Source organism: Hoyosella levis (assembly GCF_026008515.1).
Classification (GTDB): domain Bacteria; phylum Actinomycetota; class Actinomycetes; order Mycobacteriales; family Mycobacteriaceae; genus Lolliginicoccus; species Lolliginicoccus levis.
The window spans coordinates 88,347-112,165 of record NZ_BQYM01000006.1 but is presented as its reverse complement, the minus strand read 5'-3'; the positions used below and the strand labels follow the sequence as shown (position 1 = coordinate 112,165).

Genomic DNA, 23,819 nt, shown 5'->3' with positions numbered 1-23,819 from the left:
CTATTGCTGCGCAGTCACTTCGATCTCGCTGATGTCCGCCTGCAAGCGGCCTTCGGCATCGCTGAGCTGATCGATCCATACGAGGAGGTACTGGCCGCGCGCGGCCGGATCCAGCGTGAGCGTTGTCGATTCCTCCTCGAGCACCGTGGAGCCAACCACAACCGTGTCCTCGAGCACGGGATCAGCCTCGTCGGCCACTCGGATCTCGATCCGTGACCCAGGACGAGTCGTCTCGAGCTCGACCTCCGAGAACCCGTACTCATCGTTGAAGGCGAGGACCAGTCCGACCCCGTTCTTGAAAGCCGGGAACTGCTGGAGATACTCGGAGGTCGACCACGAGGTGCTCGGGTCTCCGTCGACGGCACTATCCGCGGTCCCGGGGTTGTCTGGCTGCTGCTGGGGCGAATACACCGTCACCTCGTTCGGGGTGACCTGGAACGATACGGAGCGCCCCCCGTCCGCCTGATCGGGGCCCGGGACGCGCGGCTCGGCTGTGAACCCGAGCGGTTGCCGCTGCACCGGCGTGCTGGTCCCATCCATCAGTGCCTTGGTCAGCTGCGTCGCTGCGATCGACAGGATCACCACGGTCGCGATAGCCAGCAGTGACAGCACCAGCACCACACGGCGGGACCGCTTGCGCCGCTCCTCCGGGGTCATCAGGATCGACTGGGGCTTGATCCGGACCGCGCGGGGCCGCACATTGGCCTGGGTGGCGCGGATGACGGGGATCATGTCGGTCGATTGATCCGCCATGGTTGCCTGGTCGAGGATCTGGTGCACAGTAGCGGCCGTGCGGATCCCGCTGCTCGGATGCAGTGCCCGCAGCGCGACCGCCGAGATCTCATAGGGAACCCCCGCCCGGAGGCTACGTGGATCCGTCGGGCGTCCCTCGCCATCGAGCTCGGGTGCCGGGAGCCCGCCGATGCTCGTGCCTGGCTGAGCGAACTCGGCCCCGGCAGCCCGGCCTCGGACGAGGAGGGCATCCCCGGGCTCGGCGAGCGGCCAGAACCCCGTGACGAGCGCGTACAGGGCAGCGCCGAGGCCATGGACATCACGCGTCTGATCGGCATCGGCCGCCGTGCCCGGGAACGCGAGCACCGCGTCGCCCGCCGTATTGATGCGGATGCGGTCGGGATGATCGATGGACAGCGCCGTGCCTGATCGGTGCGCCGCCTCCGCGGCCGCGGCGAGCGCGCGCACCGCGCGCGCGGCTCCTACAGCGGCAGGCTTGCTGTCGGCGATCTCGCGCAATGGCTGCCCCAGCGTCCACTCCGAGATGACAATGCCCCCGGCGCGCCCCTTGACCACATCGAGCACCCGGGCGACGCCGGGCGAATCGATGCGGGCGAGGCGCAGTGTCCGCGACAGCAGGGCATCATGGCTCTCGGCCTCGTCGGTCTCCGCGTCATCGGATGCCGGAGCCATGACAAAGGTCAACGCGACATCGCGCTCGAGCTTGAGGTCCTGTGCCTGCCAGAAGAACAGGCCGCGCGCGCGGCCATGCTCCTCGAGGAGGCGATAGCGGCCACCCGCGACTATCGTGCCGGGCGTGAGCCGGGGCCGCCTGCCGTGGGATGGGCCCGAGCCCGCATCGTCGTGACTGCCGGTGTCAGGGTCGGTCAAGGTTTCCGAGGCGTCGTTCATTCTCTTTCCTTCAGTCAGACCAGGTGACACGTCGCCGGTTGCGTCGCGGTGCCCATGCGAAACAGAGTGCTCGGGGCCAGAGTACGACAGGTTAGCGGCAATCCCGGCGCGCTGCTCCGGAGCGTCCGGCGATTCGTCCTTGGTTGCGCTTGCCGGGGCGCCCGCAGGGGTGCCCGCGCCCCTCCGCAGCTTGCCCGCGACCCTGCCGAGCGCTCCGAAGACAACTTCTACTTCTGGCACTCCCAGCTTGTAGAGGATGGCGTAGGAGACCCCTAGGATCAGCACGGTGGCCGCGATCAGATCGATCCAGGCATTGAATCGCCCCAGGAAGTCGAGCGGAACGATGAACCTGCGGAGTATCAGGTATCCGAAGTAGGCGGCCGCGCCGGCCATGGACGCAGCGAACACCATGAACATCGAGCTGAAGGTATAGCGCAGGCGGAGGGGGCCCAGCCGGCGGCGCAGCAGCGCCGCGCCCACGATGGCCCCCGCCACGAAACCAGCCCCGTTCGCGAAATGCAGGAACGCCACGACCTGGCTGGGGTCGTTCGCCAATCGCGGAGCGAGCAGCGAAAGCCCGACCTTGACGGCCGTGATGCCGATGACGATCCACGTGGGCGTCCAGCCATCGCTGCTTGCATAGAAGACGCGCAGGTGCAGCAGCACGAGGGCATACGGCACGAGGGAGAACGCGGCGAGGGACAAGGTGTCGGCCAGCATGGCGGCATCGTCGGTGCCGAAGTTTCCGTACTGGAACAGCACCAGCGAGATGGGTGTGCTCGCCACCGTCATCACAGTGATCACGGGGATCATCGCGGCCATCGTCATGCGGGTCGCCATGGTCAGGTCGGAGATCACCGCCTGGCCATCCTGCTGGGCAGCATTGCGGCTCATGCGGGGCATGATCGCGGTGAGCACGGCCACGCCGAGCACCCCATAGGGCACCTGGAGCAGCAGCCACACGATGTTGTAGATCAGCGCCGCGCCCTCGCTCGAGCCAGATGCCACGTTGTAGGTGACCACGAAGCCGACCTGGCTGATCGCGACATACACCACGATGGCCGCGGCCATGCTGCCGAACTTCTTGAATCGCGGATCGAGGCCCCACAGCGGGCGGATGGGCACTTTGGCGCGACGAATGCTCGGAAGCAGGACCATCGCCTGCGCGACCACGCCGAGCGTGGTGCCGATGCCCAGGAACAGGACGGCGGCGGTCGACATGTTGCTCGGATCCCGCCAGATCAGGTAGAAGCCGCCGAGCGTCGCGATGGCGATGATGTTGTTGGCCACCGGTGCCCAGGCCCCGGGCGCGAAGATCCCACGGGTATTGAGGATCGCGGCGAAGACAGCGGTGAGGCCATAGAAGAGGATCTGCGGAAGCAGGAGATACGCGAGCGCCTCGGTCAGTCCCCGGTCCACCACGGAGCTACCACGGTTGAGCATCAACGAGACGAGGAACGGGGCGGTGGCCATGGCGACCACCGTTGCCCCGAGGAGGATCGTCGTGGCGAGGGTGAGCAATTGCCGGGTGAACCGCTCTCCCCCATCGCTGTCCTCGTGCTCGGCCCGCACCAGCATGGGCACGACCACCGCGGCGAGCACCGCGCCGAGCACGAGCTGCTCCACGAGGTTCGGCAATACGTTGGCGATGGTGAAAGCGTCACCGACAAAAGTGCCGAGCACAGCGGCGATGAGCACGGTGCGCAGGAATCCGGTGCCGCGGCTGATCATCGTCGGAACGGCCATCGAGCCGGTGTTGCGCATCATGGTGGTGTCGGCCTGGTCATGCCGCGATGTCGCGTTGCTGGTCCCTGCTCCCTGCCCGGCGCCGACCTCGGGCATCTTCGCGGGCATGCTTCTGGTCTGCGGGTTTGTTGATTGGTCAGGATCCGCGGGCTGTATCGGCGACCCGCCGGTCATGTCCACGGGCAGGGGTGGGAAGCTGCGTCCGGCTGGGGTCGCGCGCCTGCCCGGGTCCGTCATGCGAGGGCCCGGCGCACCGGTGCTCCGCTCGCGATGAAGCGATCGGGGGAAACGCTCCCACGGTGCCCGGGGCGTGCGGGGCCGGTCCTGCCCGGTCTCGGATCCGTCAGGGGGGTGCGTTCCATCCGTCATGGGTGCTCGTGGCCTTCGTCAGCTGGATCGGGTTGTCCGCGGAACCGGTGCCAGAGCCGGCGTCCCGCGAGGACGAGCAGCAGGGCACCTGCGGTACCGGTGAGGATCGTCATTATCCGCCCGTAGGCAGTGGAGCGGACCGAAATGCGGATGGCCTCGCCGAGCAGATGACCGTCAGGCGTGGCGAGCTGGACGTCCACGGCGAACTGGCGATTATTGGTCACCCTCGTCGGGATGGATAGTTGCCGCGAGCCGCGGGGTGGAAGCTGCTGGATGCCTAGTTCCTCGAAGGCCACGCCAGGCGGTGCCTTGGCCACGATGCGGACGCGAACGGGCACCGGCAGATCATTGCGGGCAACCAGCAGCAACGGGCTCTGGGCCGAGGCAAGCGTCTGGACACCGCCGGGATTGAGGATCGTGATCTGCTCGTGCATCCTCGCGATGGCCTGGCTGACGGATTCGGCACGCCGTGCCGCTGTGCGGGCCGCCGTCCCGGGGTCATCCCGGCCCGCTGTGGTCAGCGCGCGCACGAGATCGGCGCGCAGCGGAGCGAGGAACTCATCCGGAGTCAGTGGATTGTTGCTGTCGGACACGAGCGCGGAGGCAAGCTCCCCCACCGAGCGGGAGGCGCGCAGCACGTCCTCGAGCACGCTATCCGGAACCCGCACGTCCTCATGGCGCTGCGGGTACTGCACGGTCCCGGTGGGATGGTTCGCCCCGGGCTGGCGTGCCTCCTCGGCGATCGCGCTGAACGGGGCCGGGATGGCGTTATTAGTGAGCATCAGGGTCGCGATGGAGGACATGATCGCATCGCCCTCCGCCGGGCTGATGGCCCACTCACGAGGCGGGAGCAGCAGCGTCGCGGCAGGCGCGCCCTGGGATCCGTCACCATCGCCAGCGATGCTGGGCCATGCGATCGTGCCAATGGTGTCCTGGAGCCGGGCGAGCCGATCCTTGCTCGCGGGGTCCGTTCCCGTGGGCTCGGCGAATACCGGCACCGTGGGCTGCTCCCCCGTCGCCGCGAGCACCTGGGCCTGCCCGCCGTCGAGGAGAATGGCCGGCAGCATGGCACCACCATCGGCGGCAAGGGCTGCGAACCGCTCCCCTTGCGCTGGCCGAGCATCGACTAGCGCGGCATCATCGCTGATGACCACCGCATTGGATGGCGTGCCCGCGAGCATGTCCGCGGCCTGCGCGCTGATGACCGCCTCATCGGGAACGGTGATGCCTTGCACGGGCTGTGCCTCGAGGATGTTGGCGAGGACATCGCTGCCCCGCGTGAGCGCGCGCGCCGTGAGGCCCGGGTGCTGCAGGCGGGCCAGGGCCTCGAGATCGGCCTGGGCCGCGGGCGCGGCAACGATGCATACGTCCCGAGCGACGACGCGCAGCCGGTCGAGCCATCGTCCCGCGAGCCCCGCTCCGTTCCCGGGCGCGGTGTCACCGCCGACGAGGGATACCTGGTAGCCAGATCGCATGGCGTTGATCGTGGAGATGAGGTCGGGATCGAGCAGCAGGCAGAGCGAGGAGGAGACGAGGGCACTGCCCGGGGCCGTGGGGGCGATCGCGCGCTCGACCACGGCGAGCAGGACGTCGAGACGGCCGCCGGGCGCGAGCGACTCGGCGAGCTGGTTGTCGACGAGCGTCGGGCCGTCCTCCCCCGGAGTGCTGCCAGCCGCGATGCTCGGTTCGTCGATCAGTGGCCACAGCACCGTGAGCGGAACCGGATCGCGCTCCGCGGGGGCCGCCTCCGTTTCCCCGCGCGCATTTTCCTCGCTCTCGCGGGAATCATCTGGTGTGGGCTCGGCAGCAGGGAGCTCGAGCACCGGCAATAGGAACCGCGCCGAATGATCCCGGATAGCGAGCCCCTCATGCTGGGCCGTCACGTTCACAAGGATCGGGAAGAGCCCGGGCTCGCGCACGTACAGGGAGTCACCGTCCCCGGGGCGCAGCGGGAACGACGCGGTGAATGTCTGGCGCTCCCCTGGCTCGAGCATGTCCGTCACCGGGATGCTCGGCGTGAAGATCGGGTACTCGGCGTCGGTGAGCGACGCGGTGGATAGCAGCTGCGATCGGTTGGACACGCGTGCCGCGCGCTGGAGCCGGACCGAGAGCGCGCTGGCCGCTGAGCTGGAGGTGTTGGTGATGGTGCCCGCCACCGTGAGATCGGGGCCCGTGGAGCCCGTGACGGTCGTGGGAGTGATCGAGTCCAGCTGCACCGCGAGCGGACTGGTCATGCCCGGGCCCTGATCGGGCACCGGCTGCGCGGTGGTGATCGCGGGAGGCGAGAGGATCAGTACCAGCGCGCTCGCGAGCAGAGCAAGCAGGAGCCGGGTAGGTGCGCCAGCGCGCGAGGAACTCATGACGTCGTGGAATCCCTTGTGGTGCCAGGGTTGCTGCTGGGGTTGCTGCTGGGCGGGGGCTCCGCCGGCTTGTCCTCGGTGACCGCCTCGATGCCCGCGTCGACAAGATCCTTCATGCTGGCGATCAGCTCGCTGGCCATGCGGGCGAGCTTGCGCTCATCGGCGTAGGCGAGGCGGGAATCGAGCTCGGACAACGGAACCCAGGCGACCTCGGTCACTTCCATGTCGGCGTCGGACAGCTCGCCGCCCAGGAATCGCAAGAGGTAGTGATGCACGGTCTTGTGCACCCTGCGTCCTTCGGTGACGAACCAATAGTCGATGCTGCCGAGCGACGCGAGGACACGGCCCTGGATGCCAGTTTCCTCGGCGACCTCCCGCATTGCCGTCTCCTCGGCGGTCTCCCCTAGCTCGATATGGCCCTTCGGCAGCGACCACAGCAACCTGCCACGCCGGTCGAGCCGTCCGATCAGGGCAGCCCGGAGCATCTCGCGGCCACCCTCCCATCCGGTGATGACAAGCCCCCCGGCCGAGGTCTCTCGGACAGTGCGCAGGCGGCGCTTCCGGGCCGGCTTCTCGTTGCCCTGGTTCGAGTTCTTGGCCGGGTAGCGGTTCCGTCGCCCGCCCCGCGCGGCGCCACGTGCTGATCGGCTCTGGTCCTTGCTGCTCCCCCGGCCCTGGCCGGGCTGCGCGCCGTCGTGGTTCTCGGAACGGTCCTGGGAAGGTAGCGGCTTCACGTGGTGGGGCTGGCGAGCGGCATCCCGCGGGGTCCGCTGAACTGGTGCTGGCGCGCCGCCATCCGCTTGGGGCTGGGCCGCACCCCCCTGGCGTGGCTGACCACCTTGCGGCCGCGGGCGCCGGCGCCGCTGTGGTACACGTTCGTCAGGAGACACTTAGCCATGGTACCGGTAAGCACCGGGTGCACCGGTATGACGCAGCCATGCACTATTGAGCAGATCAAGGCCGGTGACGTGGATGCTGCGGGCAGCCCGCGGCCCGGTAGGGTGTCATGCCGTGGTGCCACAGTCCCGGAAAGACCAGCATGCGCGCGCTCTCGCGTCCGCGGTGATAGCCCTGCGACCGCACGATGCGATGCTGCGCGAGCTCGGCGAGCGTTTCCACGCCAGCGGCCACGAGCTGTTCCTGGTAGGCGGATCGGTGCGGGATGCCGTGCTCGGTCGCCTGGGCAACGATCTCGACTTCACCACGGACGCGCGGCCGACAGCGGTGCAGGAGATGCTGCGTGGCTTCGCTGACCGGCAGTGGGACACCGGTATCGAGTTTGGCACGATCAGCGCCGTCAAGCAGGGCACGCAGATCGAGATCACGACATTCCGCTCGGATACCTACGATGGCCAGTCCCGCAACCCCGAGGTGCGCTTCGGCGAGAGCCTCGACGCTGACCTCGTTCGGCGGGACTTCCGGCTCAATGCGATGGCCGTGCGGATCACGTCCACGGGAGTCGGCGAGTTCATCGATCCGCTCGACGGCCTCGAAGACGTTGTCGGTCGGCGCCTCGACACCCCCGCGGCTCCCGAGATCTCGTTCAACGATGATCCCTTGCGCATGCTTCGCGCGGCACGCTTTGCCGCCCAGCTGCGCCTCGAGGTCGCTCCCCGGGTGGTTGATGCCATGCGCGGCATGGCCGATCAGATCAACCGAGTGACGGTCGAGAGGATCCGCACGGAGCTCGACAAGCTCATGCTCGGCGCGGATCCCATCGCTGGCATCGAGATCCTCGTCTCCACCGGACTTGCCGACCACGTGATTCCCGAGATCCCGGCGATGCAGCTCGAGATCGACGAGCACCACCAGCACAAAGATGTCTACCGGCACTCGCTGACCGTTCTGAGCCAGGCGATCGACCGCGAGGACGACGGCCCGGACCTCGTCCTGCGCTGGGCGGCGCTGCTCCATGACATCGGCAAGCCGGCCACGAAGCGCAACGAACCCGCGGGCGGCGTCAGCTTCCATCATCACGAGGTGGTGGGCGCAAAGATGACCCGCCGCCGCATGCGCGCGCTCAAGTACTCCAAGAGCATGATCGAGGATGTCTCCAAGCTCGTGTACCTGCACCTCCGGTTCCATGGATACGGCAAGGGCCAGTGGACCGACTCGGCGGTGCGGCGCTACGTCACTGATGCCGGTCCTCTGCTCGATCGGCTCAACAAGCTCGTGCGTGCTGATTGCACCACCCGCAACAAGCGCCGGGCCAATGCCTTGCAGCGCGCGTACGACGATCTCGAGAGGCGGATCGTCGAGCTGCAGGAGGAAGAGGATCTGGCGCGGGTCCGTCCTGATCTTGATGGCAATGCGATCATGGAGCTGCTCGGCATCGGGCCCGGCCCGCAAGTCGGGCAGGCGTGGAGCTTTCTCAAGGAGCTACGGCTCGACCGCGGGCCCCTGGATCGGGACGAGGCCGAGGCGGCCTTGCTCGCGTGGTGGCAGGAGCGATCAGCGGAAGGGTAGTCGACGCACCCAGTGGCGAAACAGGTTCAGCGAGCGCTCGGCAGCCGAGCGCGGCGGGGCCGCCCGCGCCTCGTTGAGGGCAATCAAGGCGATCGCGAGCACATACGCCCCGGCGCCCACGAGCACGATGGACAGTGATCGCCCATCGGCGGCGATGCCGATGGAGGCCGCGGCCATCGCACCGACGAACAGCACATTGAATAGCATGTCCTGGAGGGCGAACACGCTCCCCCGCTCCCTGTCCGCGATCTCGATCTGCATAGCGGCATCGCCAGAAAGCTTGATCATCTGGCCCGCGATGCCCAGCAGGAATGCCGCGATGACCAGCGCATCATGACCGAGCATGCTCACGATCATGACCTGGGTGACCGCAGCGAGCAGCACCGCTCCCACGATCGTGCGGGTCCTGCCTAGCCAGGGCACGATCAGCGGTGCGAGCACCGCGCCCACGAGCATGCCCCCTGCAGTGACCGCGACGGCGAGGCCGAATCCAGCGAGACCACCGGGGAGCATCGAGCCGGGATCGGGTGATCGCAGGACGAGCACCATGATGAGGGTGTTGATGCCAAAGACAGCGCGATGGGCGGCGAGGGCAAGGAGCGCGGCGGTGACGCCTTTCGAGCGCCAGGCGGCGCGACCGCTCGTCGCGAGACCGGAGGCAACTGCCCGAGCCTCCCGCAGGAATCCCGGTTGGTGCCAGCGCTCCCCCGTGCGACCCCCGTGCGGGCCCAGCAATCGTGGGGGGAACCCCCACGCGAGGAACACACCGAGCGCTAGCGGCGCGACCGCGAACAAGACAGTCGTGCCCGAGCCGGTGTCCCCTGCCCCTGCCCACGTGGCGATCGCGATGGAGACGGTGGCGCCGAGCGCGGCCAGGGCCGCCCCCACGGTCACGAGGATCGAGTTGACGGGCACCAGCATCGTGCTCGGGATGGTGTTCGGCAGGGCCGCGGACATGCCCGCGAACATGAACCGGCTCGTGCCGATCGCGGCTAGCGCGATGAGGATCAGCGCCGGGCCAGGGATCGACGCTAGGAGCACGTAGCCGGCAGCGACGGTGAGCACCATGCGCACGATCATTGCCCACACGAGCACCCAGCGCCGGTCCCAGCGATCAAGGAGCACGCCCACGAACGGCCCGATCAGCGAGTACGGGAGCAGCAGCAGCACGAAGCCCGCGGCGATGGCCCGCGGGTCGGTGTTGCGCTCGGGATTGAACAGGATCGCGCCCCCGAGGGCGGCCTGGAAGAAGCCGTCGCCGAACTGGTTGAGCCATCTGGTGACCGCGAGGCGTAGCAACGGTGGTCGGCTCCGCACGGCCTCGGCGAATGCGCGGATGCGCCCTGTCAACCTGGATCCTTACGGTGGTTCGCGCGTGGACAGTCGCGAGGAAGCCCGTCGATCGGGGTGCTCCGCGCGTGGTGTGATGCCATGATAGTTAGTGTGTCGACCTGGGATGAGCATGAGGAGGAGCACACTCGGTCCGGTCGTGCTCCGTTTCCGGGCGCGCTGCTGATTGCCTCGACGGAGCTCAATGAGCCAACTTTTCGCCGGAGCGTGGTCTATCTGATCGACCACGATGACTCTGGCACCCTCGGGGTGGTGCTCAATCGGCCAAGCGAGACGGCTGTCCATGATGTGTTCCCGCAGTGGGCTCCCCTGGCGGCCAGGCCGCAAGCCTTGTTCATCGGCGGGCCGGTCAGCCGCGAGTCCGCGGTGTGCCTGGGAACAGTCCGTCCGGGGCTGTCCGCTGATGGCGTGGAGGGCCTCAAGCAGATCGAGGGCCGGACTGTGATGGTCGATCTCGACGCGGATCCCGAGTACCTCGCTCCCCTGCTGGCCGGTATCCGGGTGTTTGTTGGCTACGCGGGCTGGTCGAGCGGGCAGCTCGGGAGCGAGCTGGCCCGTGATGACTGGATGATGTTCCCGAGCCTGCCCGCGGACGTGCTCTCCCCTGCCCGCATCGATCTGTGGGGGCAGGTGCTGCGGCGGCAGTCCGACCGGTACTCGATGTTGTCGACTCATCCGATCGACGTGGATCGCAACTGATCCTCGACCGCTCGCCCGAGCGCCGTGACCGCGAGCTGGAGCTCCTCGATGCTGGCGGTCAGCGGTGGACGGAACCGCACTGACCGCTCCCCGCAGCCGATCATCAGCACGTGATGCTCCTCGCGGAGGGCAGCAATGGTCGCATCCCGGATGAGGGTGCCCGGTAGGGTGACCGCGCAGATCAGGCCCCGCCCGCGGGGATCGGTGACCGCGGGGCAGGCTGTGGCGAGCGCCTTGAGCGCGGCGAGAAGCCACTCCCCCTTGGCGCGGGCCGCTCCGATGAGGTCCTCGGATTCAAGGATCTCGAGTATGCGCTGGCACCGCACCATGTCGACGAGGTTGCCTCCAAAGGTGGAGTTGATGCGGGAGGGAACGGTGAAGACGGTGTCGGTGATCTCGTCGATCCGTCCGCCGGCCATGATTCCGCAGACCTGCGTCTTCTTTCCAAACGCGACGATATCGGGCGCGAGGCCGAGCTGCTGGTACGCCCAGGCCGTCCCGGTGGCCCCAGCTCCGGTCTGGATCTCATCAAGGATGAACAGGGCATCGTTGGCGTGGCATAGCTGCTGCATCCCGCTGAGGAAGCGAGCGGGCAGGTGATGATCGCCCCCCTCCCCCTGTATGGGCTCCGCGATGAACGCAGCCACGGAATGGGGCTGATCGCTGAACACTGACCGGGCCTGCTCCAATGATCGTTCGACCAGTTCAGCGGTGTTCCGGGCATGCCCATCGCGGTCAGTGCCCGGGTAGGGCGATCGGATCCGTGGCCAGTCGAACGCCGGGAACCGGTCCGTCTTGATCGGATCGGTGTTGGTGAGCGACAACGTGTATCCGGTGCGGCCGTGGAACGCGTCGGTGAGGTGCATGATGGACAACGCCCCGCCAGGCCGTCGTTGATGCTGCTCGTTGTGGCGTGATTTCCAGTCGAACGCCGCCTTGAGGCCGTTCTCCACGGCATTGGCTCCCCCATCGATGAAGAACAGGTGCGGCAGCCTGGGGTCACCAAGTACTCGTGCGAACGTGTCGACGAACTCCGCGTAGGCAGTCGTGTAGATATCTGAGTTCGTGGGCTTGTTGAGCGCTGCCGCCATGAGCTTTGCGCGGAAGCCGTTGTCGCGGATCAGGCCCGGATGGTTCATGCCGAGCGTGCTCGAGGCATAGAAGCCGAACATGTCGAGGTACGTGGTGCCGTCGCGCGCATCGACGAGCCAGGTGCCGTGGGAGCTCTCGAGGTCCAGCACGATGTCCAGTCCATCGACGAGGATGGACCGCCCAAGGATGTGATGGACTCTCCGGGGCGCCACCATCCCTCCATGGTATGCCCGGTTTGGGCAGGTGATCGAATCCCCGGAACGAGCCTGACCGAGGGCATGCCCAGCTAGATGAGTGTCACGTGCCTGGTCTGTGTTCATGCTGTTCATAGGCATGACCGAGCCGGTTCGCAATGATCGCGCAAGTGATCAGCTGGATCTGGTGGAAGATCATCACGGGCAGCACGATCATGCCCAGCGATTGGCCGTCGAACATGACCGCGGCCATGGGCAGCCCGCTCGCGAGCGACTTCTTGGATCCCGCGAAGAGGATGACAACCCGGTCCGCTCGATCGAACCGCAGGATCTTGCCGATGCCCGTGCTGAGCAAGAGCACGAGGGCGAGCAGCGCGATGCTGATTCCGATGATCGCCATGATGTCACCCGCGTCGACACGGTCCCAGACATGCTCGCGGGCACTCTCGCTGAATGCCGCGTACACCACGAGCACGATGGATCCACGGTCGGCCAGGCGTGTTATCCGGGCATGACCGGATAGGAAAACAGCAAGCCAGGGACGGGCGAGCTGACCGACGATGAAGGGGAGCAGGAGTTGCAGGCAGACACCGATGATTGCGCTGGAATCGACTTGGGCATGACCGGAGGAACTCATGAGCATGATCACGAGCATGGGGGTGACCAGCACGCCGAGCAGGTTGGAGGCCGAGGCGCTGACGATGGCTGCAGCCACGTTCCCCCGGGCAATGGAGGTGAATGCGATGGATGCCTGGACGGTGGACGGGAGCAGGGTGAGAAACAGGACGCCCGCATAGAGCTCGGGCGCGAGCAGGCGACCGGGCACCTGTCCGATCAGCAGCCCGAGGAGGGGAAACAGGATGAACGTGATAGCGAGGATCGTGAGGTGCAGCCGCCAGTGCGCGAGTCCGCGAAGCGCGTCCTGTGGCGTTATCCGTGTGCCGTAGAGAAAGAACAGCAGGGCGATTCCGATGCGGGTGAGCCAGGTGACGATCTCGGCGCTGGTCCCGGTAACGGGGGCAACGGTTCCGATGATGGCTGCGATGAGGATGGCGATGATGAAGCCATCGATCCCATACCGTGCTAGTCGCTTCATGCTTTGACGCCTCAAGCTAGGGATTCAGGGATGGTCGGCGACTTATATCGTCACTTGACGAAATGTGGGGGCCGGTGGTTGCGAGCCCGAGCGGACTGGAATAGCCACAGCGGCGCCGGTCATGCTCGCGAACACCCACCTACCAGCGACGATCAGTGACCAACTGGCTCGACCGCCTGCCCGGCCATGCGCGCGGACAGCCTAGCGGGCAGTCCGCGATCCTGCCGTGCTCAGTGCTCAGCCTCCGGCTGGCAAGCCTGTGCGAGGGAGCAGCCGCTGCACGAGGAGCAGGCATCCGCCGCCGGGCGCGAGGCAGACGCCTGGATTCCCATCGAAGCGCCCATGCCCGCGACCATGATCGCGCCCACGACCGTTACGGCGGCAACGACGGCCCCGAGCCACCAGCCGAGCATGACCGCGGCGGCCGCGCCGGCAAGGACGATCACCGAGGCGGCGATCATCGTCGGGCCAGCCACGCGGTTGGCGAGCGCGAACGACTCGTCATCGCGGAGCGTCTCGGGCGAGCGGACGCCGAGGAACCGATTGCGGGGGAGACGCCCAGCCACGCCAGCGATTCCAGCCAGCATGAGCAACGTCGCGAACATGACCAGGATTAGGGCAACTACGAGCACGGTTACTAGCATACGTTTGTGGGGCGCCATCGATGAATCGGTCCCGGCTGCGACTATCCTGGACACCTGTCGGCGCGCCCCCGGTAGGCCCAGCGCCGACCCGTCTCGCACTTACGTCGAACATTGAGGTAGAAGCCCACCGTGACTCAGTCGTCCACAGCCCCAAGTGACAAGACGCCCCAGCATCGCTACACGGCGGAGCTCGCGGGCGAGCTAGAACGTCGCTGGCAGAACGAATGGAGCACCCAGGGCACCTTCGATGCGCCGAACCCCACCGGGCCGCTCGCGGGGGACGTTCCGGCGGACAAACTCTTCGTCCTTGACATGTTCCCGTACCCCTCCGGCGCGGGACTGCACGTCGGCCACCCCCTCGGATTCATCGCCACTGATGTATATGCCCGGTTCCACCGCATGCAGGGCCACAATGTCCTGCACACCATGGGCTTCGATAGCTTCGGCCTGCCTGCTGAGCAATACGCCGTGCAGACGGGCACGCACCCCCGCACCACTACCGAGGCGAACATCGAGCGCTATCTCGCGCAGATCCGCCGCCTGGGCCTCGGGCACGATGAGCGGCGCCGTGTCGCGACCACTGATGCGAGCTTCTACAAGTGGACGCAGTGGATCTTCCTGCAGATCTACAACGCCTGGTTCGACCCCGAGCTCTGCCGGGCACGCCGGATCGACGAGCTTATCGCCGAGTTCGAGTCAGGTGCCCGGCAGGTGCCCGGTGATCAGGCCTGGTCAGAGCTCTCTCATGGTGACCGCGAACAGGTGCTCGAGCAGTACCGCCTCGTCTATCACTCCAATGCGATGGTCAACTGGTGCCCCGGGCTGGGCACCGTCCTCGCCAACGAGGAGGTCACCGCTGACGGCAAGAGCGAGCGCGGCAACTACCCCGTGTTCCGCAAGCACCTCAGCCAGTGGATGATGCGGATCACTTCCTACGCGGACCGCCTGCTCGACGACCTCGACGATCTGGACTGGCCGGAGAAGGTCAAGACGATGCAGCGGAACTGGATCGGTCGCTCCCGCGGGGCCACCGTCCGGTTCGCCACCGAGACCGACGCCGGGATCGAGGTCTTCACCACCCGGCCCGACACGCTCTTTGGCGCGACCTACATGGTGCTGGCTCCCGAGCATGCCCTTGTTGACACCCTCGCCGCCGATGCCTGGCCCGCCGGAACTGATCCTCGCTGGACCGGGGGAGCGGGCACTCCTCGCGACGCCATCGCCGCGTACCGCGCTTCGATAGCGTCCAAGTCCGACCTCGAGCGGCAGGAGAGCAAGGAGAAGACGGGTGTCTTCGTCGGCTCCCATGCGATCAATCCGGTCAACGGCCATCGCATCCCGGTGTTCATCGCCGACTACGTGCTCACTGGCTATGGCACCGGTGCGATCATGGCCGTGCCCGCCCACGATGACCGCGACCACGAGTTCGCGACCGTCCTCGGGCTCGACATCGTTCCCGTCGTCGCTCCGCGCGGGCAGCAGGCTCCGCCCGAGGGGGAGGCATTCACCGGGGATGGCGAGGCCATCAACTCGGCCAATGACTCTGGCCTCGACATCAATGGCCTCGCGGTCGCGGACGCGAAGAGGGCGACCATCGACTGGCTCGAGGCCAAGGGCGTGGGCCGCGGCACGGTTCAGTACAAGCTGCGCGACTGGCTCTTCGCCCGGCAGCGCTACTGGGGCGAGCCCTTTCCCATCGTCTATGACGAGGATGGGGTCACCCATGCCCTCCCCGAATCGATGCTGCCCGTGGAGCTGCCGGACCTGACCGACTACGCCCCGGTCACCTTCGACCCCGACGATGCCAGCTCCGAGCCCTCCCCGCCGCTGGCAAAGGCGGTGGACTGGGTCAACGTGGAGCTCGACCTCGGCGACGGCCCCAAGCGCTATCGGCGGGACACCAACGTCATGCCGCAGTGGGCCGGCAGCTCGTGGTACCAGATGCGCTACATCGATCCCGCCAACGAGGTCGAGTTCTGCGCGAAGGAGAACGAGCAGTACTGGGTCGGTCCACGGCCCGAGCTGCACGGACCACGCGATCCCGGCGGCGTGGATCTCTACGTCGGCGGCGTGGAGCATGCTGTCCTGCACCTGCTCTACGCCCGCTTCTGGCACAAGGTCCTCCACGACCTCGGACATGTCACCTCCAGCGAGCCCTATCGCCGGTTGTTCAACCAGGGCTACATCCAAGCGTTCGCCTACACCGACGACCGTGGCGTCTACGTGCCCGCTGAGGAGGTTAGCGAATCGGACGGGCAGTTCACCTGGACCAACCCCGCGGGCGAGACCGTCGTCGTGCACCAGGAGTACGGCAAGATGGGCAAGAGCCTCCGGAACTCGGTCACGCCCGATGAGATCGCGGAGGATTTTGGCGCCGACACGCTTCGCATGTACGAGATGTCGATGGGACCGCTCGACGCATCGCGGCCTTGGGCTACCAAGGACGTGGTGGGCGCCCACCGGTTCCTCCAGCGGGTTTGGCGGCTCGTCATCGACGAGAGCACCGGTGGCATCAAGACCACAGACGTCGAGCCGGATGACGAGACCCAGCGGATCCTGCATCGCACCATCGCGGGAGTCTCCGATGACTACGCCGCGCTGCGCATGAACACGGCTGGGGCAAAGCTGATCGAGCTGACCAATCACCTGACGAAGCACAGCCCGGATGCACCGCCCCGTGCTGCCGTCGAGCCGCTGGTGCTGATGCTTGCGCCGCTCGCGCCCCACGTCGCGGAGGAGCTGTGGAGCCGACTGGGCCACGACGATTCCCTCGCGCATGGCCCGTTCCCGATCGCCGATGAGAAGTGGTTGGTCGACGATTCCGTCGAGTATCCGATCCAGGTCAATGGCAAGGTTCGCGATCGCATCACGGTGGCCGCGGATGCCGACCGAGCGACGGTGGAGGCAGCAGCGCTCGCGGCTCCTCGCATCGCGGCAGCGCTTCAGGACAAGAAGCCCAGGAAGGTCATCGTCATTCCCGGGAAGATGGTCAACGTGGTTCTCTAGCTGCGCTTGGGGCGCAGCACGATCTCGGTGGGATGGCCGTCCCCCGGAGTGCGGATCGCATTGGCCACGGCCTGCGCGACCGTTGCCGGACGGAGGAACTCATCGGGCTCGTACTCGCGCCCCTCGCTCGCGACGATCGCCCGCTGCATATCAGTATCGATGCGACCAGGGAAGACGGACGTCACGCGCAATGCTGGTTCCTCGAGCCGCAGGGCATCAGCGAAAGCGCGCAGCGCGAACTTGGAGGCGGCGTAGGCGGACCATCCGGCATTGGCGCGCAAGCCAGCACCAGAATTGATCAGCACGACATGCCCGCCAGCAAGCCGTAGCGCTGGCAGCAGCTCCTGGGTGAGATGCACGATCGCGAGGAGATTCACCTCCATCGTGCGCTCCCAGACCGACATCGACGTGTCCTCGATCCTGCCGATGTCGGCCATGCCCGCGTTGTGCACCAGCACGTCGAGTGACTCGAGCTCGCTGGCCGCCTCGGAGACCGCGGCACGGTCAGTGAGGTCCACTGTCCACGGGGCAGCATCGGGCAGGTGGTCCGCCAAAGGCTGTAGGGCTGCTTCGTCGCGACCGCCCAGCAGGATCCGGTGCGTGGACTCGAGCTCCTGGGCAATGGCGGCACCGAGGCCCCGGCTCGCTCCAGTGATCAATGCAGTCGGCATTCCTACAGGCTATCGGTTGGAACGCTGCAGCACGCGCAGCGGGGCTGGCCTCCTCCTAGGGTCTGATACAGGATTACGACCGTGGTCCGATGAGTCCCGGCCTAGCTTTCCCTAGCGTTGTGATCATGCCACGCAACCAAGATGCCGAGCCCCGCATGAGCGTTCCAGGACCCACTATCCCGGCCGGGAGGGTGGGCAGTACCACCCGTCGCCTGACCGGGATCGACCTCGCGCGCGGGATCGCAGTGCTGGGCATGATCGTTGTGCACACGGGCATGCTCGCGGTCAGCCCCGGGGTGAACGCAGTTTTCAGCGGCAGGTCGTCGATCTTGTTCGCGGTTCTCGCTGGCGTGTCGCTCGCGCTGCTCTCGGGCGGGGAGAGAGTCCACGTCGGGGCGCGGCTAGGCGTGGATAGGGTGTCGATCGCGGTGCGCGGTGCCATTCTCCTGGTTCTTGGCATGCTGCTCGCAGTCGTGCCGAGCCACGTCCTGGTCATCCTGGTCACCTACGCGGTGTTGTTTGTCCTGGCCCTGCCCGTGCTGGCGTGGAGCTGGCAGCGCCTCGCCGGGACCGCGCTCGCGTGGGCCATCATCGCGCCGATCGCATCGTTCGTGCTGCGCGCCCACGTGCTGCCCCAGACCGACACGATCGGCGGAACATTGACCGCGCTCGATCTGCTTGATCCCGCATCATTGCTCGCAGGACTGCGCATGACGTTCATCGACGGCACGTATCCCGTCCTGACGTGGGTTCCGTTCCTCCTGCTGGGGCTGTCAGTGGGGCGATGGGGCGTGGATCGCCGCGATGCCGGCTGGAGGCTCGTGGTCACGGGCCTGGTGCTGGCGGTGATCGGATACGGCAGCTCAGCGATCGCGATGATGGCGGGTGCCCGTGATGCTCTGATCACGTCAATGGACGAGCTTGCCCCCGGCCAGGGTGCCGAGCTGCTCGAGGACGTGGCGCGCACGGGCTTCTTTGGCGCGGTATACCCGACCGATTGGCGTTGGCTGCTCGTGGACTACCCGCACTCGGGCACGACCTTCGAGATCGTCGGCAGCGGGGGAGTGGCGGTACTGCTCATCGGCTCGGCCCTGCTGGTGGCACGCTGGGCCCCGCGAGCGAGCGCGCCCATTGCAGCTGTTGGCCGGATGCCGCTGACCATCTATGTCGGCCACATCCTCGCTCTCGGCATGATGATGGTGCTTGATGTACTGACGCTGGACCTGACCCAGTTCATCCTGTTCCTGGTGGTGCCAGTTGGGGTCGCGATGGCATGGTCACGCTGGGCGGGCAGGGGACCGCTGGAGCGCATGATGACGGCGAGTTCCCGCGCGGTCACGAGCCGGATCACAGACAATAGGTAGGGGAGGTGCTCCATGCGAGTCGGGATCGCGCAGGTAGCAGCGTCGGCGTTGAGCGACGACCTCGAGCTGAATCTCGCGATGCTGCGCTCGCTCGCTGACCGCGCTGCCGAGCTGCATGCGGACATCCTCGTGACGCCCGAGCTGATGCTCACGCGCTACAAGCCGGAGGGGGCCGCGAGCCTTGCTGCGGAGGGAGAGCGACTCCGCGAGGCCGCCGCCCGTATCAGTGCGGATTCTGGGGTTGCCCTGGTGGTGTCTACCCCCGAGGTCGCCAACCAGCAGAGATTCATCACAGTGACATTGCTTGCTGGAGGCTCGGCCCTGCTTCATCACCGCAAGACGATCCTCTATGGCGCGGCAGAGCAAGCGAATTTCGAACCGGGCCGGAAGCCCACAGGAGTAATGGAGCTTGCCGGCGCGCGAATCGGTCTTGCGCTGTGCTACGAGATCGAGTTCCCCGAGCCCGCTCGCGCGGCAGCCCGTGCCGGTGCCGAGCTCCTGTGCGTGCCCACCGCCCTGACCAAAGGAGTGCCCGGTCAGGTGTCCGAGCAGGTGCCGGTGACGCTTGTTCCCGCCCGGTCGATCGAGAATCAGCTGCATATCGCCTATGCGAACTATGCCCGGCCAGAGTTCATCGGGCACAGCACGGTCACCGGTCCGCTGGGCACCCTGGTTCTCGCGGGGGCAGACCCCGACCTCGTCGTGCAAGACATCGACATCAACGCTGCTCGCGCGGGGCGAGTGGTCAACACCTACCTGCAGGATTTGCCATGAGCATGTCCATGCTGGTGCCCGACTTCCCGTTCTCCTACGACACCTACCTGGATCACCCGGCAGGGCTCGGCAGCCTGCCCCGCGATGCCCACGGCACGCCCGTCGCCATCATCGGGGGCGGGCTCGCGGGAATCATCTGCGCCCACGAGTTGCTCAAGCTCGGCGCGCGCCCGGTGGTCTACGAATCGGCGACGCTCGGTGGCCGGATGCGCACCGCACGGTTTCCCGATGCGCACGCCCCGCCCGCCGATCTTGGTGCCATGCGCTTCCCCCGATCGAGCCGCGCCTTGTTCCACTACATCGATCAAGCGGGGCTACGCACAGCGCCCTTCCCGAACCCCCTCGCGCCCGCGACACCGAGCACCGTGATCGAGCTCGGTGGAGCGCGGCACTATGCCCGGACCGCGGCGGACCTGCCCCCTCTGTTCCATGAGGTATCGCGTTGCTGGGAGCAATGCCTCCGTGCCGCGAACGGGGACGCGCTGCGCGCGGCGATAGCGCAGCGCGATCACCAGGCCATCAAGGACCTGTGGAACCCAATGGTGACAGAGCTCGATGACCAATCCTTCTACGGGTTTCTTGCCCGCTCACCTGGGTTCGCCGACCGACCGTTCCGGTACCGGGAGATGTTCGGCCAGGTGGGCTTCGGCACCGGTGGATGGGACACCGACTTCCCCAATTCCATCCTCGAGGTGCTGCGCGTCGTCCTCACCGGTGCCGACGAGGAGCACCATCGCATCATCGCCGGCGCTGACGCGCTCCCGCGAGCCATCTGGCAGCTTCCCTCTGACCACTCGTCCCACTGGCCAGCGGGAACATCGGTGGCGACGCTGCATCCCGGAGGTCCACGGATGGGAGCACGGCGCATCCACCGCGACGAGCACGGCGAGATCGCCATCACCGACATGCTCGGCAACACAGCGTCCTATGCGGCCGTCGTCGTTACCTGCCAGACGTGGCTGCTGTCCGTGCGCATCGACTGCGACGAGGGCCTGTTCCATCACGACATGTGGTCCGCGATGGAACGCAGCCACTACATGCAATCCTCCAAGACGTTCGTGATGGTCGATCGCCCCTTCTGGCGCGATATCGATCGAGGCACGGGGCAGCACGCGATGAGCATGACCCTCACCGATCGGCTCACCCGCGCCACGTATCTCCTCGAGGACGGGCCGGGCCGTCCCGCCACGATATGCCTGAGCTACACCTGGAACGATGACGCCCTCAAGTGGCTGGCGCTCGATCCGCCCGAGCGGGTGCGCCTCATGCTGCACTCGCTGCAGGCCATCTACCCAGGCGTCGACATCGCCTCCCACATCCGCGGCGAGCCGATCACGGTCTCCTGGGAGAACGACCCCAACTTCATGGGTGCCTTCAAGAACAACCTTCCGGGCCACTACCGGTACCAGCAGCGGCTGTTCACGCACTTCATGCAGGACGGCACGGCGCCGGAGCATCGCGGGATCTACCTGGCCGGGGATGACATCTCGTTCACCGCCGGGTGGGCCGAGGGAGCGGTCACAACAGCTCTCAACGCGGTCTGGGCCGTGCAGCGCCAGCTAGGAGGCCGCACCCACCCGAGCAACCCGGGCCCCGGCGACGTCTTCGATCAGCTCGCCCCCCTCGTGCTTGGCAGCTAGCCGGGCAGCAGGTCACAGTCCGGCCAACCACGGGCGGCAGGGAGCATCTGGTGTGCCACGATCAACCCGTCCCCGGAAAGCCTGGGGGCGACAGCGTTTCGATGACACCCGGAAGGTGTGATTATTGATGAAGGGGATCCAGCGTGCCCTCGCGACCGGTGCATGCGGCGCGGCGATCACCGCGGCCGCGCTTGCAGGTGGCGCGGCCACGGCGTCGGCCCAGCCGGTGAATTGCAATCAGCTTCCGATGGGAGTCGCGGGCTTGTCGGTGTGCTTCGAGGGGTTCGGTGAGCACCGGCTTGTCATGGACTGCGTGCGCGAGGTGTTCCCGCAGTTCGGGGGAAGCAGCCACGGGTTCACCACCGTGCGGGTGGAGGGGCCCTGGATGCCCGTGGGCATGCCCTCGTTCGCCACGTGCTTCGGGGAGAGCGGATGGCTGCCCATCCACCAAACGATCACCACGGAGACGCGGGGACCGCAATAGTCTGTGGAGTCTCAGCGTCTTGGGGGCCCGGCGAGTGTGCGAAGAACGACAGCTCCAGCGCGAGAAGCTGTCGTAGATCGCACACTCGCGACCCGCGATGCTAGAGCAGCAGCTAGTCCTTCCAGGCCACCACGACTGCCGAGCGGGGCTGCGCGCCGCCGCCCTCGGGCCAGTGCGAGGCAGGGTTCTCGATCGTCGCGTCATCGAGCTCGCCGGGATGCTGCACGCACACGATGTAGCGATCCTCGGTGACGATCGGGCCGCAGGTCTCCGCCCCGACCGGCACCGACAGGAACTGACGTGTCTCGCCCCGCCGCGGGCCGTCGAGCACCACGGAGAACAGCCCGTCGTTCGCGCCAAGGGCGTTGCCGTCGGTGGAGATCCATAGGTTGCCGTCCGGATCGAACGCGACGTTGTCGGGGCACGAGATGGGGGAGACCTGTTCCTTGTCGAACCCGCCGTAGTAGGTGTCGGCGGTCGCGGGATCGCCGCACACCAGGAGAAGCTTCCAGGTAAGACTCGTGCCGGTGTGGTCGTCGGTGATCTCGAGCACCTGGCCGTTCTTGTTCTCGTTGCGGGGGTTCGCCTCGTCCGCCCCGGCGTAGTCGTCCACGCCGCGGTTCTTGTTGTTGGTCAGGGCGCAGTACACCTTGCCGGTGTGGGGGCTGGCCTCGATGTCCTCGGGACGGTCCATCTTGGTCGCGCCGGCCTCGTCCGCGGCGAGGCGGGTGAACACCGCGACCTCCTCGGCGGTGAAGCCGTCGACGAGCGACTCGGCACCGTCGGCAGTGGCGCGCAGCAGCGGGACCCAGGTGCCGGTGCCGTCGAACGCGCCGTCCTGGGGCAGCGCGCCGGAGCCGTCGAACTCGCTGGCGGGGGAGTTGCCGTCGAAGCGCGCGACGTAGAGCGTGCCCTCGTCGAGGATGGTCATGTTGTGGCGCATCGCGGCGGCGCCGTTGCCCTGCTGGATTTTCTTCGAAGAGACGAACTTGTAGATGTAGTCAAAGCGCTCGTCATCGCCCATGTAGGCGATCACCGATCCATCGTCGGTGACGTGGATCGTGGCGCCCTCGTGCTTGAACCGGCCCATCGCGGTGTGCTTCACCGGGGTGGAGGCGGGATCCCAGGGGTCGATCTCCACGACATAGCCGAAGCGATTGGGCTCGTTGGGCTCGCTCGTCACATCGAAGCGCGAATCAAAGCGTTCCCAGGCGCGCTGCGAGGCACCCTCGGGCATGCCATAACGGGCGAGACGAGTGGCCGCCGGCTCCTCGGTGATCTGGTCGGCGTTGGCGAAGTACTGGTTGAAGTTCTCCTCGCCCGAGAGGATGGTGCCCCACGGGGTGACGCCGCCCGCGCAGTTGTTCAGCGTGCCACGAACCGTGGTGCCCGATGGGTCAGCGCTGGTGCGAACGAGGTCGCTGCCCGCGGCGGGGCCGACGAGCCGGAAGTCGGAGGTGGCGGTGAGGCGCCGGTTGTACTCCGAGCCCGCCGGCGCGAGCCGTCCATCGCTGGTGTTGCCGCGGACCTTGACCACCGAGATGCCGTGCGCCGCCCACGCGGTGCGGACCTGCTCCTCGGTGGGGTTCTCCTCGTTGTATCCGGGGAACATCGCTGGCTCGTTGGTGTACTCGTGGCTGACCACGAGCAAGAACTCGTTGGGGGAGCCCTCGATGGGCAGCAGGCCAGCAAAATCGTTGTTGTAGCCGAACTGCCGCTCCTGCGCCGCTGCCGTCTGGTTGGCGAAGTCCCAGGCAGGCGCGCCGTCGAGCACGGGGTCGCCCCAGCGGATCACCACATCGCTGGAATAGCCGCTGGGCACGCGCACCGCGTCCTCGGTGTTCGGGGGGACCGGCTCGAAGTCCAGGCCGCGCGGCGGGGGCGGCAGCTCGTTGCCATTGCCGCTGGTGGGGGAGGCGCTGGCCTGTGCTCCCGTTGCCGAATCGCTGGTTCCGCAAGCGGCAAGAACGGTGCTGGCGCCGATGCCGAGGGCGGCTACCGCGCCACCATGCAGCACCCGGCGACGGGTCACCGCCGCGCGCACCACATCGCCGAAGTACTCGTTGCTCGAGGTGTTGGGGATCTCCTTGGAGCACGCATCGCCGCACCGGTAGACGCAGGTGGCGTGAGCGCGGGCGGACTGGCCGTCATGCTTGACGAAGAGGGACAAGGGCTGGAGCTTCACCATGGGTCTCCTTGGGGGCGGGGGCTGGCGTGACG

At 67.1% G+C, this 23,819-nt stretch carries 16 protein-coding genes; 7 read left to right on the top strand and 9 right to left on the bottom strand.

Features of this window, described 5'->3' with window-relative positions; all coding sequences use genetic code 11:
* From murJ to QC765_RS08160, 3 genes are all read right to left on the bottom strand, one after another.
* A complete protein-coding gene (murJ, locus tag QC765_RS08170) occupies positions 1–3,498 on the bottom strand; it encodes a murein biosynthesis integral membrane protein MurJ (protein WP_278313950.1) in 3,498 nt (1,165 codons plus the stop codon).
* A gap of 257 nt (positions 3,499–3,755) precedes the next feature.
* Positions 3,756–6,119 carry a DUF6049 family protein gene (locus tag QC765_RS08165; protein WP_278313949.1) on the bottom strand — a complete coding sequence of 788 codons (2,364 nt, stop codon included), beginning with the start codon at positions 6,117–6,119 and terminating at the stop codon, positions 3,756–3,758.
* Positions 6,116–6,853: an NUDIX hydrolase gene (locus tag QC765_RS08160; RefSeq protein WP_278313948.1), complete on the bottom strand. Its 738-nt coding sequence runs from the start codon at positions 6,851–6,853 to the stop codon at positions 6,116–6,118. Before QC765_RS08160 ends, QC765_RS08165 begins: the two co-directional genes overlap by 4 nt.
* A 238-nt stretch (positions 6,854–7,091) precedes the next feature.
* Here QC765_RS08160 and QC765_RS08155 point away from each other — a divergent pair, with 238 nt between their 5' ends.
* Positions 7,092–8,585 carry a CCA tRNA nucleotidyltransferase gene (locus tag QC765_RS08155; RefSeq protein ID WP_373876712.1) on the top strand — a complete coding sequence of 498 codons (1,494 nt, stop codon included), beginning with the start codon at positions 7,092–7,094 and terminating at the stop codon, positions 8,583–8,585.
* Here QC765_RS08155 and QC765_RS08150 read toward each other — a convergent pair.
* Positions 8,571–9,935: an MFS transporter gene (locus QC765_RS08150; protein WP_278313947.1), complete on the bottom strand. Its 1,365-nt coding sequence runs from the start codon at positions 9,933–9,935 to the stop codon at positions 8,571–8,573. The two genes, QC765_RS08155 and QC765_RS08150, sit on opposite strands and share 15 nt — an antisense overlap.
* Before the next feature lie 93 nt (positions 9,936–10,028).
* Here QC765_RS08150 and QC765_RS08145 point away from each other — a divergent pair, with 93 nt between their 5' ends.
* The gene (locus QC765_RS08145; RefSeq protein ID WP_278313946.1) at positions 10,029–10,634 is read left to right on the top strand and encodes a YqgE/AlgH family protein; all 606 of its coding nucleotides are present in this window, start codon (positions 10,029–10,031) and stop codon (positions 10,632–10,634) included.
* Here QC765_RS08145 and lat read toward each other — a convergent pair.
* From lat to QC765_RS08130, 3 genes are all read right to left on the bottom strand, one after another.
* On the bottom strand, positions 10,607–11,941 hold the full coding sequence (gene lat, locus QC765_RS08140; protein WP_278313945.1) for an L-lysine 6-transaminase: 1,335 nt from the start codon (positions 11,939–11,941) through the stop codon (positions 10,607–10,609). The two genes, QC765_RS08145 and lat, sit on opposite strands and share 28 nt — an antisense overlap.
* Before the next feature lie 82 nt (positions 11,942–12,023).
* On the bottom strand, positions 12,024–13,016 hold the full coding sequence (locus tag QC765_RS08135) for a bile acid:sodium symporter family protein (protein ID WP_278313944.1): 993 nt from the start codon (positions 13,014–13,016) through the stop codon (positions 12,024–12,026).
* Between the two features lie 230 nt (positions 13,017–13,246).
* Positions 13,247–13,648, bottom strand: a complete 402-nt coding sequence (locus QC765_RS08130; protein ID WP_278313943.1) for an SdpI family protein — start codon at positions 13,646–13,648, stop codon at positions 13,247–13,249.
* Positions 13,649–13,789: 141 nt separating this feature from the next.
* On the opposite strand from QC765_RS08130, the gene leuS reads away from it, so the two are divergent.
* A complete protein-coding gene (gene leuS / locus QC765_RS08125) occupies positions 13,790–16,666 on the top strand; it encodes a leucine--tRNA ligase (protein WP_278313942.1) in 2,877 nt (958 codons plus the stop codon).
* Here leuS and QC765_RS08120 read toward each other — a convergent pair.
* A complete protein-coding gene (locus QC765_RS08120; protein WP_278313941.1) occupies positions 16,663–17,337 on the bottom strand; it encodes an SDR family oxidoreductase in 675 nt (224 codons plus the stop codon). The genes leuS and QC765_RS08120 overlap by 4 nt on opposite strands.
* 125 nt (positions 17,338–17,462) lie before the next feature.
* Here QC765_RS08120 and QC765_RS08115 point away from each other — a divergent pair, with 125 nt between their 5' ends.
* The 4 genes from QC765_RS08115 to QC765_RS08100 all read left to right on the top strand — a co-directional run bounded on the left by QC765_RS08115 (position 17,463) and on the right by QC765_RS08100 (position 21,599).
* Entirely contained in the window at positions 17,463–18,701 is a 1,239-nt protein-coding gene (locus tag QC765_RS08115; protein ID WP_278313940.1) for a heparan-alpha-glucosaminide N-acetyltransferase domain-containing protein, read from the top strand.
* 12 nt (positions 18,702–18,713) lie between these two features.
* Positions 18,714–19,475 carry a nitrilase-related carbon-nitrogen hydrolase gene (locus QC765_RS08110; RefSeq protein ID WP_278313939.1) on the top strand — a complete coding sequence of 254 codons (762 nt, stop codon included), beginning with the start codon at positions 18,714–18,716 and terminating at the stop codon, positions 19,473–19,475.
* Complete coding sequence (locus QC765_RS08105) at positions 19,472–21,115, top strand: flavin monoamine oxidase family protein (RefSeq protein WP_278313938.1); 1,644 nt, start codon at positions 19,472–19,474, stop codon at positions 21,113–21,115. Before QC765_RS08110 ends, QC765_RS08105 begins: the two co-directional genes overlap by 4 nt.
* 127 nt (positions 21,116–21,242) lie before the next feature.
* Entirely contained in the window at positions 21,243–21,599 is a 357-nt protein-coding gene (locus tag QC765_RS08100) for a hypothetical protein (RefSeq protein ID WP_278313937.1), read from the top strand.
* Positions 21,600–21,711: 112 nt separating this feature from the next.
* On the opposite strand, the gene QC765_RS08095 is transcribed toward QC765_RS08100, so the two are convergent.
* Positions 21,712–23,787, bottom strand: coding sequence for a PhoX family protein (locus QC765_RS08095; RefSeq protein ID WP_373876706.1), 2,076 nt, complete (start codon positions 23,785–23,787; stop codon positions 21,712–21,714).
* Positions 23,788–23,819: the final 32 nt, after the last annotated feature.